The sequence below is a fragment of the Streptomyces sp. NPDC048600 genome (assembly GCF_055587025.1).
Map to the genome: position 1 here is coordinate 1 of NZ_JBVJGZ010000001.1, position 14,769 is coordinate 14,769.

The window sequence follows — 14,769 nt, forward strand, 5'->3', positions numbered from 1 at the left end:
ACGCTACGAGAAACGGGCATACGCCTACCTCGGCACCGTCACCCTCGCAGCCCTCATCATCTGGCTCCGCACATGATCCAGGAAACAGCGCCTAGTCCTCGCCGTCACCAGCTGAAGGTGGCGGCTGGCGGTCCGGCTACGGCCACCAGCGCTGAACCGTCAGCAGAGTCTCGGCCTGGGCCTCGATCGCCTCCGTCGCGCCCAGCGCGGCCGTGACCGGGACCAGTGCGGTCAGGATGTCCGCAGCGTCGCGCCGCGAGTACCTGGCTGCGTCCCGCAGCGCCGCCTCCCACAGTGGTGCGAGCACACACTGCGGTGCCCCGGCGGCCGCGTCCGCGAAAGCTGCCATGGCCGTCACGAACTTCCGCTGGTGATACCGCCGGTCCAGCGCCGCCACCGCGCGATATGCCGCGGCCGGGTCCGCCCGCGTGAGCTCCGGGAGGACGGCGATGAGGGCGTCGGCGCGTGGGGTCTCGTTCCAGCCGTTGGACTCGGGCACGTGGGCCAGGGCCGCGACGGCGTGCTCCACGTGGCCGTAGCGCACCAGCACCTGCGGCAGCCCGGTGACGGCAGTCTCCCGGTGACTGCCCTCGTCGTAGCCGTATCTCTCGCCGGACATCCGCTCCACGAGGGCGAGTGCTTCGCTGGGGCGGCCGAGGGCCGCGAGCCGCCGGGCGAAACCTCCCGTGGCCACAGCCCGAGCGTCCTCGCTGTCCAGCCTCGCGGCATGATCCATGAGGCGGCTCAGCCAGGGCTCGGGCGTCAGGCCGGCGATCGTGGCGATGGTCTTTGCCCGGACGAACGGGATCCGGACGCCTGCGAGTTCGCGCAGCGCACGCTCGAACGCCGTCCGCCCTGCGGAAGGTCCGGCCGAGGCGGCTAGGGCCGCGAGCACGATGGCTCGTTCCGGGCGGTCCTTGCGGCGAAGCAGGGCGAGCGCGGGTTTCTCCAATCCGGGGGTCAGGTGGGGTGCGATGTCGGTCACAGCCATCTCGCGCAGATCGCTGAGCGAACGGAGGCCGGCCAGGGTGGCCCGGACCAGTGGTTCCCGTTCGTCGGGGGCGCGCAGCGGCATGAGCACGTCGAGAGCCACGGCGCCCAGCCACCTATGGTCGATGCCGGGCAGGCTCCCGTCGTCCGTCGCGGCGTGGTCGAGCGCGATGCGCCATGCCTCGCCGGCGAAGGCCGCGGCCTCGTCCGTGCGTCCGGCGGAGGCCAGCCGCCGCGCCAGCCCCACCAAGACCTGCCCGCGGTGGTGGACGTCGGGCACTGTCCGTGCGGCGCGGCGGAGGGCTTCGCCCACGTCGAGCGGGCCGTGCCGGGCTGCCTCGATGAGCGCCTGGGCCCGCTGCTCCTCCGGCAGAGACCCGGCCTGCTCAAGGAGAGCACCGGGCTCACCCGTGCGGAAGGCCAGTGTCAGCAGCCTGGCGACGGTTCTCGGATCCGGGGTCGCGCTGCCCCCGGCCCGGGTGCGCCGCAGCAGGTCCAGCGCGGCGCCGAACTCGCCCGCCTTCGCCAGACGTTCGGCCCCCCGGGGCGCGGCGACGTCTCGGGCGCCGGGCGAAAGCCGGGCGACGGCGTCCTCGACCTCGTCCGCGTACGGTCCGTCCAGTCGGGGGAGCAGCGCTGCCAGATGCCCCGTCACCGCCTTCCAGTCGCCGATCACCTGGTAGTACGACAACGCCGTACGCATCCCCTTCGTCGAGAGCACCGCCAGTTGTGCCGTGTGGATCTCGACAGGGGCCGCGTTCGGTGCCCGCTCCTTGCTGTGCAGCCGGAACGCCTCGATGAGCTGCTGCTGGGCGCGCTCGCCCTCCGCCGAACGCGTGACCGCGAACAGGGCCGCCGCTCGCTCGCCACGACCCTTCAGCGACCGGGCGGCCCGCGCGGCGGCCTCGGCGAACCGGGCGCGGTCGGTAGCGGGAAGAAGATCCGCGAGCTGCTGGATCAGCGCGGGGCGGCCCTGGGGGCCGGGGACGGCAGGGACGGGCAGTGGTGCGCCGTTCGCGTCCGTTCCCGGTCTCAGCGTGATGCGGGGAGAGGCGGCTAGAGCCGCCGTGACGACGTCGAACCGCTGCTCCGGAGGGAGGTGTCGGGCAAGCGCCAGCAGGAGTTCGGTGCGTGAGTCGGCGCCGTCGATCTCCTCGATGGCCTCGCGGGCGGCGGCGACGGCCTTTGCGCGCAGCTTCACCGGGAGCCAGGGCAAGACGGGGACGAGGCGGTGAGCCCGCAGCCACGGGTCCTCGGTGGCGGTGATGTCGCGCACCATCCGGTCGAGCACGAGGCGCCTGTGGGCGCGCGGCAGCCAGTCGCCGGTGCGCGCAAGCACCGCCCCGTACCACTCCCCCCTGATACTGCTGACGGTCTCCCGTGTCATCTCGTCGTCGAATGCGAGGCGGGCCAGCCGCAGCGCCTCGGCGACCGCCCCGTTCTCCGCCAGCAGCGGGGCGAGCGCGATGTACGCCTGGGTACGCGGACGGTCCTCGGAGATGCCGAAGCCGTCGGGAAGGGACAGCGGCAGTTCCCCGGCCAGGTGCACGGCGAGCCGAAGGGCCCCGGTACGGTCACTCTCGGGAAGCTCGGGGACCAGCCGGGTGAGGGTGGCGAGCTTCTCCACCGGATCGGGCAGGGCCTCGCACAGGGCGAGAGGGTCGAGGACGGGCCGGGCGGCCGGAGACAGCAGCGGGTAGGCGCAGGCGAGCGTACGTGCCCGGCCCTCGGAAAGCGGTGCGTCTGCCGGCCCGTTCAGCCAGTCGAGCAGCAGCGGCTCGGGCAGGTGCCCGGCGACCGTGCCCTGGCTGCTGTCCACCGCGCGGTCCAGCAGGTCCGCGTCGGAGAACAGCTCGTACAGCCGGGACTCGTCGAGGCGCGGTGCTACGTTGGCGGCCAGCCGGGCGCGCGTGTCCGGCTCGTGCTCGGCGATGACCAGCCGTACCGCCTCGGCCTGCTCGCCGAGTTCGGCCAGCCGCACGATCATCGCGGTCCGCGCCCCGGCCATCCAGGAGAACTCCTCGGTGCCCACGATGGCGTTCAGCGCCGTACGGGCCAACGCCGGCGGCAGAAGGGGCGCAAGTGCCGCCAGTGCTGCGTCGCGCGGGTACGGGGTGAGCGCGAGCGCCGCGTCGAGGAGAGCGGGCAGCGCGACATCGGGCACGGTCCGCGCGAGGACTCCCAGGGCGGCGACGCGCCCCTCCTGGTCGGGGAGCTGGCCCACCACGGCCACCGCCTCGAGACCCGGGATCAGCCCGGCGGTGACGGCGGCGGCGAGGAGTTCCGGCGGTACACGCTGCCAGCGGCTGCGCACCGAGGCGGTCATCAGCGCGTAGCGGAGCTGCCGGCCCATGTCGCCCGCCGGACGCCCGGGGACGCGCCGTCCCGCCAGCGCCCAGGCCGCCGTGAGGTCCCCCACGTACGCGCCCGTTTCACCAACGGTCGATTTGGCCTCGAACCACGCGTTGTGACCGGAGGGCGTGCCGTGGGCAAGCAGGCGGTGCAGATCCTCCGCTCGATCGGCGGCGATCAGGTGTGCGGTGAGATGGCGCAGGTGATAGCTGCTCAGCCGGGCCAGCGGCCCGGTGCCGACGCTGCCGGGGGCGTCCGCGGTGTCCTCGGGCGCGGCAGCCATCCGGGAGTGGTCCACGGCCTACGACCGTGCCGGGCAGCCGCCCAGCCCGTTGATCATGTCCAGCCCCGCCTGGGCGATCCGGTCGTGGAAGGGCTGCAGTCCCATCCCCTCCTCGGCGAGGAAGTCCTGGAAGCTGGCGTGGTAGACGCGGTAGCGGGGTCGCCCGCCCCTGACCGGGGTCTCGTTGAGGAACTGGCGCCACTCTCTGACCACTTCGCGGACCCGCGGCGGTGCGACCCCGGACCAGCTTTCGACCTCGGCGAGGGTGACCGGTTCCCTGACCGTGGCAAGGATCCGCAGCACCGGTTCGTAGATCCGCTCGAAGCGGTCGTGGCCGTGGTTGTCGCGCATGGCGCGCCAGTGCCGCTCGTAATAGTCCCGCAGGCCCAGTGGGAGACTGTGGATGTCGTCCAGGGACTCCGGTGAGAGCCGACCGGCCCGGATGTCCTTGAGCACATGGACGACGTACATGAAATTGCCCTGGCTGCGCTCGGTGATGACCGTGACGAACTCGTCCTCGCCGACCCCCCACCCCGCCACGCGCGGCGCCATCTCCGGGTGGGCGCCAAGGCGGGCGCGGATGTAGCCTGCGACGTCGGCGAGGTTGCGCGGGTCGTCGTCGCGCAGATGGATGTCCTCGCGGCGGCTGACGCTCAGCCGGTAGTCCAGTTCCTCACGGGACGTCAGGACGAAGAAGACTCCGGGCGGCAGCACCGACGGCAGGCACAGCCGGTTCGTGGCCGATCCCGGGTCCCCCTCCGCCTCGTCCAGTGCGTCGACGAGGACCACGACGGGCTCCCCGCCGGACCTGTCCGCAGCCTCGGCCAGCAGCCGGCCGAGGAACGCGCTGTCGAAGGTGGCCTCGGGCGGCAGCACCGGGTGGTCGAGCCGGTAGCGGATCACCAGCTGGGCGCAGACATTGGCGAGGAACGCCCCGGTGGAACGGATCCCCTCCAGCCCGATGTTGAAGTGGTGGACGTACCCGCGAGTGTCCACCAGATGGCTGAGCAGCGCGGTCTTGCCGATGCCCGGTTCGCCCCTGAGGAGGAGGTAGCCGGAGGGGAAGTCGGGGTCCGTGAGATGGCGGTCGATGGCAGCGAAGACGAAGTCACGGCCCACGAAGTTCCGGGTACGGTCCCGCACGATTCGTTCGAAGTCGAGGACGCGCAGGTCCTGCGCGAGCGGTGCCGGTGCGGCGGCGAGCAGGCGGAAGACGCTGGTGTCGATGGCACCGGGCTGCGGGGCGAGCGGTTGCGGCTCGATCCGCCAGCCGTAGTGGGCCACGGCGACGTCCAGGGCGAACCGGAAGGGTCGGGCGGCCGTGTCGAGCTGTTCGCGCCCGGCCGCCACGGCACGGTCGAAGGCGAGGAGGCCGTCGGCCGTGCGTCCGGTGCCTTCGGGGACGGTGTCGGGCAGCGTCGTACTGTGGGCGAAGCCGGTGCACTCCACGGCGAGGAACGCGTCCTCGTCCACCAGTTCGCGCAGTGGCCCGGCGTCGGTGAGAGGCCCGGCGCCGAACAGCTCGCGCCCCGGCCGGTAGCCGTTCCAGTCGCGCACATCGGCGGTGAGCGAGACGGCGGCAAGCGCGTGACCCTCGATCACGACGAGGACCGGGAGCAGTTCGAAGGCCAGGCACAGCCCGCAGTAGAGCGTCGCGAGGTCCAGGCAGGTGCCCTCCCGTGGAGCGTCTAGCAGCTCCGCGGGGGTCCGGACCGGCTGCAATGCCTGGGCGGGATGGTAGGCCTCGTGCGCGTAGCGGATGCCGCCGGCGGCGCAGGCGTCGTAGATGTGCCGGGCCAGGACCCGGCGCCGCTCAGGGGTGTCAGCCAGGTCGAACCTGCTGGTGGTCAGCGACAGCCAACGGCTCGCCCGTGGGGTGACATAGCGGGCGAGACCGCGGTCGTCGAAGCGCGACCACGGGGGCCAGGAGTCCGGCGTGGCGGTACTGGTCATCCCGCGACCTCGAACAGGTCATGCACCGCCGAGGGGGCTGAGGGGCCTGCCGTCGCGGTGCGCACACCGATCCGATACGCGCCCGGCGGCAGGCCGTCCAGCGACAGCGTGAAGCCGCCGTCCTTCTCGATGAACTGCACCGTACGCGGTCCGGGCGCGGCCGTCGTGCCCACGGGCTCGACCAGCGCGCGCAACGAAGCTCCGGGCAGTGTGTTGACGAGCAGGGCCCGCACGGTGACCGGTTCGCCCACCGGATAGAGGTCGTCGAGGTCCAGCGAGATGGCGGGCCGCTCGGCGGCGGCCGGACTCGGCAACGGGCCGCGGATCTCCCGCAGTCCCTCGGTCTGCATCTGCGCGAGGCGTTGCCGCACGTCGTCGAGGATGACCGGATTGCTCTGCAGCGAGGCGTGCCGCTCGGCGACGAAGGTCTCTCGGTAGGCGTCGGACAGCTCGATCGGGACCGCGGAGGCGCGTGGCACGGTTCCGTCCCCCTCGGCGAGTACGGGGTCGAACCAGTCCGGCGCCTCGGTGCCCACGGTCACCCTGCCATCGATCAGCGTCGCGGACTGCCGGGTGGGCTGTCGGGTGCCCACGATCGGCACCAGCGCGTAGCCGTCGCGCAGGTACTCCTCGTCGCGGCGGTGCCGGTTCACGGCGGCTTCGATCTCCCGGTGGAACGCGAGTGCGTCGGCCGCCAGCTGGGAATCGACGCCGGGCATGCCGGGGGTCTCGGCGACCCTGGCGTAGGAGTCTCCGATACGCAACGCCCGGTAGATGGGCAGGAGTTGGTGCATCGACGGGAACGAGCGCACCACCTCGCTCAGGTCCAGCAAAGCCTTCTTGTAGCCGTTCGCCAGGAAGTCCAGCGCGTTCAGCGAGCCGCGATACGGCGTCCCGAAGGTGATCAGGGCCCGGCAGTCGCGCCAGCCTTCCAGGACCTCCAGCCAGTGCCGGGCCACCAGGCCGCCCATGCTGTGGGCCAGCAGGATCACCTTCGCCTGCGGATTGCCGCTGTACTCGCGCCACAGGGCCAGACGGCCGGCCACGAGAGCGCCCAGCCGCCGGGCGGTGACGCGGTTGTCCAGCCGCCAGTCGTAGGGGAACTCGATGAAGTTCGCCGGCCTGGCGTCGTGGACGGTGCCGGGTACGACATCGAAGCTGTCGTGCACCATCCGCGCGGTGGCGGTGTAGCCGTCCACCTTGACCAGGCCCGGCACGAGATGTGCGTCCGGCAGCAGCCGGTCGGCGACCACGCCCCCGGGGTCCAGACCGTCTAGCCGCAGGTCGTCCAGGGAACCGCCGAGCGTGGTCAGCGCCCGCCATGCCACGCCCGCAGACGGCGCCCAGATGTCGCGGCCGTCCTTTCGCAGCACGCTGCCGGTGATCCCCGGCAGCAGGATCACGAGGTCCCGCAGCCGCTGTTGCGCCATCCGTGCCCCCTTCGGCATGCGCGCGGTGCGCCGGCCGTTCACGCGCCGACGGTCGGCCCTCCACGGTCATGCCCTCGCGGTGGTGTCGGCCGGCCCGTCACATTCTGTCCAAGAACGTGTGGCGAGGTGTCCCGAACGGCGAATGCGCCTGCCGCGTACTGCACAGGGAGTACGCCAGATGGTGGGGAGTGAAGATGGGGGACCTCCGTGCCCGTCGTGGTGACGAGAGGTTTCACGCGTCACGTCCAAAGCCCCGTGCCGCCGACCGGGTGCCCGCGGGGCTCGAACACTCACGGCGCATTTCGCCCAAGGCCGTTGCCGGCGACCGCCAGGACTGCCCACATCACCATCCCAACAAGTTCAGTTGCGGTAAGGGGCGCGTCGGGGTGGAGTGCGCCCATGACGGCGACCCGAGTTCTCTACCTGCTGGGCAGTGCGGCCGTCGGCCGTGATCGCCCCGGCCACCTTCAACACGATCAACCAGTGGGCGCTGGGCATCACCGACAAGTTCGCCGTCGGCTTCGCCGCGCCGCTGAGGGCCCAGCGCGGCGGCCGCCGTCAAGTACGCGACCATGCCGCGGGCGACGAGGACCCCCAGTCCCATCCGGCGTCCGCCACGGCCTGCGCTCTCCCGCAGCCGTTCGTACTCGGCGACGCCGGCTGCCGCGTCACCGCCCGGGGCGGCACGGGTTATGGGCTCTTCATCCGTGCTGGTCTCCGCCTCGCGCCGACGCGAGAGCGCACGCTCGATGGAACGCGGGTGGACGGTAAAGCCGGACTCCTCCAGGACTCTGCCCGACAGGTCCTGTGCTTGATGGTTCTGCTGGGAGGTCTCGCGAAAAGTGACCGAGCAGCGTGCCCGCTACCTGGCCCCAGTGGACAACTTTGGTCCACACGGCGTGGAAGCCGGTCGCTCAGGGCGAAAAGCCCCAAAGCTCGTCCCACGGTTCGGGCTCTTCGGGATGGAGGATGCAGCGAATACAGCGCCGGAGTCCCGGCTCGCCCGATCCGGCGGCGGCGTTCATCCACGGCAGGGCGTCCAGGGCGTGTGCACGTTCGTCTGTGGCGAGGGTGTCGATCATCTGGTGGAGGGTCTCGGGCGCGGGTTCGTCCGTGAGGCAGAGCCACCCGATCGCTGCGGCCAGGCGGGCTTCGGGGGCCTCTGTCCGGTCTTGCCACCGCTCACTGAACCACCGGACGGTCGGCGGGTGTGGGTGGGTCCGGGTGGTCTCCGCGGCGGCGAGGAGCAGGGCGGCACGGACTGTGGCGTCGTGCTCCGCGGCGAACCTGGCGGCGAGGGCCGTTCGGACCGTGTGGCCGGGGTCGGCGGCGGTGGCCAGAGCGTAGGAGGCGTTGATGCGGATGGTGGGGTCGCCGTCGTCGAGAAGGGGCAGGAGGACGGGTGTTGCGGCGGTGATCGCGGCTCGGGCGGCGGCCACCGACCAGCCAGCCGGGTAGCCGCTCACCTCGACGCCGTAGTCGTCGTAGTCGTCGGGGGCGTGGCGCCCAGGATCGGTGCGGTGGAGAAGGAGTTCGTCGCGGGAGGCGACGCCGAAGTGACGGGCGCGGGCCGGGCTGGAGAGTACGGTGAGGGCGGCGGCACGGTGTGGGTGGCGGGCATCGGCGGCGATGGGGATCAGGAACGGGACGGCGAGGGCTGCGGCGGCCCGGTTGTCGTTGGCGCACAGGCCCCCCAGCACGTCCGCCGCGTGGTGAGCGCGCTTGTCGCCCGTATGCAGCAGGTGGACGGCCTCCCGGACATCGTCCCCGTGGGGGAAGCTCCCCCACGGGACGGCGTCGGGGAGCAACCCGCTGTGGGCCCGGGACAGGATGCCGGCCACCACTGCCCGCACATCGAACGCGCCTCCCGCGAACGAGGCGAGCTCCGCTCCGTCCACCAGCGCCCGGCACATCGCGAACGTCGGATCGGCCCGCCAATCCCCCACACCACACCCCACCATCGAATCCCCGAGACTCGATCATGCCCTGCCCGGCCGCCTCCGCCCGGCGACTGCCGGACATCCAGGCCCACGTCCCGGCACGCCGCGAACCACCAAAAATCCGAAACACGCTGGGCTGAACCGGATTCTGTAGCCGTATGCACTTGGGGACCTCCGGAACAGTCCGCGGAGGTCCCCAAGTGCCGGGCCTCCTCAGCCAGAGGCTCGCTCCAGGGCGGCCTCGAGTTCTGCCACCCGCCGCGGGATGTCGAGGGAGCGGACCAGCTCCAGCGCCTCGCCGTACGCCCCCCGGGCGAGGTCAGGCCGACTGGCGTGAATGTGGATGTCTCCCTGGATCGTCAGCATCGATGCCAGACCTGCCTGATCGCCGCGTTGCCGGTGGAACTCGGTGGCCGGCGCGAGGGTCTCCTCGGCCTCGGCGTACCGGCCCATCTGGTCGTACGCCAGAGCCAGATGCCACTGGCACCAGACGATCTCGGCGGGGTCGCCCCGGAGCCGGCTCGCTTCCAGGGCGTCCGTCAGCACGCGTGCCGCCTCCTCCGGCCGGTCCAGCTGGCGGTAGGCGTCGGCCACATGGGCGGAGAGCCAGATTTCGGCGCCCTTGTCGCCACGCTGCCGGTAGACGGCTCGGGCTTCGGTATACCGGCGTAGTGCGTCGCCGGGGCGCTGCAGGTCGCACTGGAGGTCGCCGAAGTGGGTCAGGATCCAGCCCTCCTTGTCCTCGTCGCCCCGCGCGCGTGCGATCTCCAGCGCGCGCTCGTACAGCCCGGTCGTCTCATCGCGGCGCCCCAGGATGCGCCGTGCCTCGGCGAGATGGATAAGCGACCCCAGCTCGGCGGACTCGTCGTGGCGGGACCGGGCTGCCTCGACCGCCATGGTCTTGACGGCCTCCATCTCCTCCCACTGGCTGCGGTAGAAGAGGAGCCCGTACAGCGGCTCCACCAGACGCAGCAGCAGCTCCCACTCATGCCTCTCGTACGCGCGGCGGATATTGGCCTGGACGTTGAGGTGTTCCTCCGCGAACCAGTCGATCGCCTGGGCGGGCAGGTTCTCGTGGGCGCCCGGGCGGTTCATCCAGGTGTCCAGCCGGGCCGCGTACCAGTTCGCGGAGCGCCGGAAGGCCTGGTGCCGTTCGGCCTCCGGTTCGGTGCGCTCGGCGTGCTCCCCGGCGTACAGGCGCATCAAGTCGTGCAGCCGGTAGCGCTCACCGGTGGAACCGTCGACCTCCACCAGCTGCCGGTCGGCGAGCTCACCGAGGAGGCGTGCGGCCGTCTCCTCCCCGATGTCGGCGCAGCGCGCGGCCAGTGCGGGCACGAAGTCGGCTCCGGCGAGCAGGCCGAGGTACCGGAACAGCCGGCGGGTGTCCTCGCGCAGTGCCCGGTAGCTGACCTCGAAGCTGCTGCGTACTCCGATGTCCTCCCCGTCCAGTTGGCCCTCCAGGTGCGAGATGCGCCGCCGTTCGTCGGCGAGCAGTTCGGCGTGCTCGCTCAGTGGTCGTCTGCGCTGGGAGGGGGCGACGAGATTGCCTCCCGTGATGCAGATGGCCAGAGGCAGCCCTCCCAGGAGGGTAACGATGGTGTCCGCGGCGTCGCGCTCGCGGGCGACGCGCTCGGCGCCGATGATGCGTTCGAAGAGCCGCATCGCCTCTGTGTCGGGCAGCGGTTCGACCTGCACCCGGTCCGCGCCCTGGACGGAGGGCAGGGCCGAGCGGCTGGTGAGGATCGCGGCGCTGCCCGGTGCCGCAGGCAGCAGGGGGACGACGCGGGCCGCGTCAGCCACGTTGTCGAGGACGAGGAGGCTCGGACCGGCCCGCAGATGGTCCTGGAGCCGCTGCCGCCGCGCCCGCGCGTCGGGGGGAAGGCTGTCACCGGACAGCCCGAACGCCTGAAGGAGCTCGATCATGGCCGCCTCGGTCGACACGTCGAAGCCCTCGCCGCCGAGGTCGATGCGGATGCGGGCGTGCCAGAAGGTGGGCGCCAGACGGTGGGCGATCTGGGTGGCGAGTTCGGTCTTGCCGACGCCCGCCATGCCGTGGAGGACCACCACCGGGGCGCTGTCCTCGAGCTGGTCGACGAGCAGGCCGGTCGCCCTCACGATGGCCCGCTCGCGGTCGGTGAAGTTGGCGCGGGCCCTGTCCAGGTTCATATGCCGAGTGGTGCGCGGCAGGGCGCGGGCCGGGATGCGCGGCAGCACGACCCAGTTGTCCGCCCGCAGGTCCCACCACCACCGTTGCCCTCGCCCCAGCTCCATCAGTCCCGTCAGCGGTACCACGGTCAGGGTGGACGCCCCTTCGGGGAGGTGGTGCTCGCTGACGACGCCCACGGCCAGCGCGCCCAGCTGGGGGTCGTCACTGAACACGACCGCCCCGGACATACCGCGCCACTGTGATCCGTTCCCGCCGGGTGTCCCTTCGGGCGCCGACTGGGTCCGGAACTCCAACAGGCCGCGCCGCAGATGGGAGCCCGGTGGGATGACTCCGTTGATCTGGGAGCTGTCGCGCAGGGGCACGTCGGTGCCGGACTGCGGGTGCTCGTTCCAGCCGGGGTAACCCAAGGCCCAGCACTCGACCAACGCCGTCCGTGCGCGGTCGATCCGGGCGTACCGGACGGCGGGCAGGTCCGTGAGGGAGGGGTGGTCGGCGACCCGCAGGACTGCGAGGTCCCGTGCGGGGTCCGCGGCGAGGACCTCAGCCGCCAGTTCGAACCGGTCCCCGCGCCGTACGCTGATCACGTCGTCCACGGAGCCGTCGGTGAGGACGTTGTGCGCGGCAGTGAGGATCAGTCGGCCGCCGACAAGGCACCCGGAGCCCACGCTCCACGGGCCCGTCCGGCGTCTGCGGAGGACTTCCACCACGCGCTCGATGGGGGCGGTCACCGCGGTCGTCCAAGTGTCCGGTCAGGGCTTGGCGACGGAGTCGCGCGTGACGCGCACCCGCCGTCCCGTACGGTCGGTCGGCGCCTCCAGCGTGACCAGGACCCGCTGGATCTCCTCCCTGCGGTACTGGCCGTCGCCGCCGAGTTCCAGCACCCAGAACTTGGCGCGGCCCGTGCCCGTAGCCTGGTGTGTGATCCCGACGCTCAGCTCCAACTGCACCTCGCCGACACCGAAGCGGATGTCCGAGTCCGAGCCGGCTGCGACAGCTGCGGCCAGTTCCTCCCGCAAGGCGGCGATGGTCTCGGCAAGCCCAAGGTTCCCCACTGTGATCCCCCGTATCCGTGTTCCGCATCGGCACGGCACCCGCACGGTCGCCACGACGGATGCGGGCCGCGGGAGGAAGAGAGGCCTCCCGCCGTGCGGGACGATTATTCCCACGCGGACCGCGGGTCACGCGAGAATCCCCGGAAAGCCCGCGGTTCACCACATGCCGTGGTAGACCGCCTGGCACCAGCCCACACTGCTGGTGCTGGTGTTCAATCCGCACGCCCCGTCAGGCTGAACCAGGCACTCGCCGATACCTGATACCCGCGATCAGCTCTGCGTCTCCTCGCGGCGTCCAATAGCGGCCGCATCGGGTACGACGAGCAGCTTGCCGGTGGTACGCCGAGCCTCCAGATCGCTGTGGGCCCGGGCGGCCTCGGACAATGCGTAGCGGCCCGTTACGGTGACCTCAAGCGCCTTGGAACGCACCCACTCGAACACATCGGCGGCCCGTCGGAGCAGTTCGGACCGATCGGCGATGAAGTCCCCGAGGCTGGGCCGGATCAGGGTCAGCGAACCGCCGTGGGCGAGCCGAATCGGATCAAATGGCGGCACGGCACCACTTGCCGCGCCGAAGAGCACGAGATGGCCGCGGGTCCGCAGGCTGGCGAGGCTCGCATCGAAGGTGTGCGCGCCGACGCCATCGAAGACAACCGGCAGTCCCTGACCGCCGTTGAGCCGCCTCACCTCGGCTGCGAGATCGTCGACTGCGGAAGAAAGGATCACCTCAGCGGCCCCGGCACGCTTCGCCAGCTCGGCCTTCGCCGTGGTCGACGTCGTGCCGATAACCCTGCCGCCGAGATGGGTGATGAGCTGGGTCAAAAGCAGCCCCATGCCACCAGCAGCCGCATGCACGAGCACCGTGTCGCCCCCCTGAACCGGGTAGGCGTCCTTGACTAGATAGTGCGCGGTCATGCCTTGGAGGAGCACGGCGGCGGCTGTCTCGAAGCCGATATCGTCGGGCAGCGGCACCAGCCGGGAAGAGTCCACGACGGCCCGCTCGGCATACGTGCCGGGAATCTCCACCCAACCGACCCGGTCCCCCACTGCGACGTCAGCGACGCCGGGTCCAACTTCGACGACCGTACCGGCGCCCTCAGCGCCCGGGGTGAAGGGCAGCGGGAGGCTGTACCGGCCCTCGCGGTGGTAGACGTCGAGGAAGTTGACCCCGGATGCGGCGACCTCCACGACCGCCTCGCCCGGACCCGGCCGCGGCTGGTCCACCTCGGCCTCCTGCAGCACCTCGGGACCGCCCACTTCGTATACCTGAATCGCTCGCATGACCCCTCCAATAACGGCTCATCCCCCACCAACCCCGTTGATGGCGATCCGATTCCCGGCAAGCAGACCAGCCCTCCGCCCCCGCCGAGAGCTGAGACGCCTGCTGTGCACCCGGGTCTGGGACAGGAGACCGAGGCCGTCACGGGTCGACGAATGCACCACCCGCCGCTCCCGCACCGCCGTCCGGCCACCCACCACAAACGGGCTGCGGACGACCGTCTTGTTCGGACCCCCGGACCCGGCAACCTTCCGCACGATGGTGGACACCCGGATCGCGGACCTCCGGCTCGTCCTGGACCAGCTCAGCCACCTTCCGCTCGCCCGGGTCATGGACTCCCGCCGGATCGGGTTGACGGCGCTCGCGTTCACGCTGCAGGAAGCCGTGTTCCTGCAGCTCGGACAGCCCGCTGCGCACAGCTGCCGCGCCGTCCGGACTGCGCCGGGTCAGGTCCGTGACGCTCACCCGCCAGCCGTCCCGGTGCGTGCTGATCAGCCCGAACAGACCCTTCGCCTTGAACGACAGCCGCCCGTCGCGGAACAGGCCGTTCGCGATCCGCGTGAACCGGTCCCCGGCCATCACCCCACGCCGGATCCCCGCCCCGAAACCGGGCCGCACCCCACCCTCGGGCGCGGGCACGAACACCGGAATGTCGGCCTGGGCGGGAGGGTCGGCGGTCCCGGCGGGCCGGTCGGTGATCGAGTAGACGATCTCGCCGAGCGTCCCGTCACCGTGCCGCAGCTGCTCCCGCACCAGGTAGCCATGCAGCTCGAGTTCGGCGAGCGCGGCACGTACGGCGTCCCGCCCGTCGGGCCCCGCCCGCACGAGATCGGCGACCGTCACATGCCAGCCGGTGGCGTGCGTGCTGATGCACCCGAACACGCCCTTCGCCCGGTAGGACAGCCGGCTGTCGCGGAAGAGACCATTCGCTATCTGCGTGAACTGATCCGCCGCCATCACCGCACGCCGCACCCCCGCACCCGTACCGCTCACGACCGTGCCCCCGATGCGGACAGGCCGAGGCGACCGGAGCGGCGAGACAACACCTCTTCTCTGAGGCGGACTTGAATGCGGAGTGCGTGGGCCGGAGTCTTCTCCATGACCCCAGCACAGCGTGCACCCCTGACCACCAGCCTCACCATGGACCCCTCACCACAGTCACGATGAGGACACGAAACCCATGGTCAGGTCATGGTCAGACCATGGCCGGACCGTGGTCAGGCCATGGTGAGCCTCACCACGCCCTCACCATGGCCCCACCGTGACCCGACCACAGCCTTCGACAGGCCGTGCGGCTTCCTCGATGCGCGCACCGGCCGCAAG

General features: G+C 71.4%; 7 protein-coding genes and 1 pseudogene. All 8 read right to left on the minus strand.

Annotated features, from left to right (window positions below; all coding sequences use genetic code 11):
* Positions 1–136: 136 nt before the first annotated feature.
* Positions 137–3,625 (minus strand): serine/threonine-protein kinase, encoded by a 3,489-nt coding sequence (locus ACZ6SQ_RS00005; RefSeq protein ID WP_469554715.1) that lies wholly within the window; start codon positions 3,623–3,625, stop codon positions 137–139.
* Positions 3,626–3,643: 18 nt separating this feature from the next.
* Complete coding sequence (locus ACZ6SQ_RS00010; protein ID WP_469554717.1) at positions 3,644–5,578, minus strand: ATP-binding protein; 1,935 nt, start codon at positions 5,576–5,578, stop codon at positions 3,644–3,646.
* On the minus strand, positions 5,575–7,008 hold the full coding sequence (locus ACZ6SQ_RS00015) for a lipase/acyltransferase domain-containing protein (protein WP_469554720.1): 1,434 nt from the start codon (positions 7,006–7,008) through the stop codon (positions 5,575–5,577). The genes ACZ6SQ_RS00010 and ACZ6SQ_RS00015 overlap by 4 nt, the downstream gene beginning before the upstream one ends.
* 914 nt (positions 7,009–7,922) lie before the next feature.
* Positions 7,923–8,954 carry a hypothetical protein gene (locus ACZ6SQ_RS00020; protein WP_469554723.1) on the minus strand — a complete coding sequence of 344 codons (1,032 nt, stop codon included), beginning with the start codon at positions 8,952–8,954 and terminating at the stop codon, positions 7,923–7,925.
* A gap of 207 nt (positions 8,955–9,161) precedes the next feature.
* The gene (locus ACZ6SQ_RS00025) at positions 9,162–11,843 is read right to left on the minus strand and encodes a tetratricopeptide repeat protein (protein ID WP_469554726.1); all 2,682 of its coding nucleotides are present in this window, start codon (positions 11,841–11,843) and stop codon (positions 9,162–9,164) included.
* Between the two features lie 21 nt (positions 11,844–11,864).
* Positions 11,865–12,281 carry a trypco2 family protein gene (locus tag ACZ6SQ_RS00030; protein ID WP_469554729.1) on the minus strand — a complete coding sequence of 139 codons (417 nt, stop codon included), beginning with the start codon at positions 12,279–12,281 and terminating at the stop codon, positions 11,865–11,867.
* 156 nt (positions 12,282–12,437) lie between these two features.
* Complete coding sequence (locus tag ACZ6SQ_RS00035; protein WP_469554732.1) at positions 12,438–13,448, minus strand: quinone oxidoreductase family protein; 1,011 nt, start codon at positions 13,446–13,448, stop codon at positions 12,438–12,440.
* 343 nt (positions 13,449–13,791) lie between these two features.
* Positions 13,792–14,439: pseudogene (locus tag ACZ6SQ_RS00040) on the minus strand (hypothetical protein); the annotation flags it as partial.
* Between the last annotated feature and the right edge of the window lie 330 nt (positions 14,440–14,769).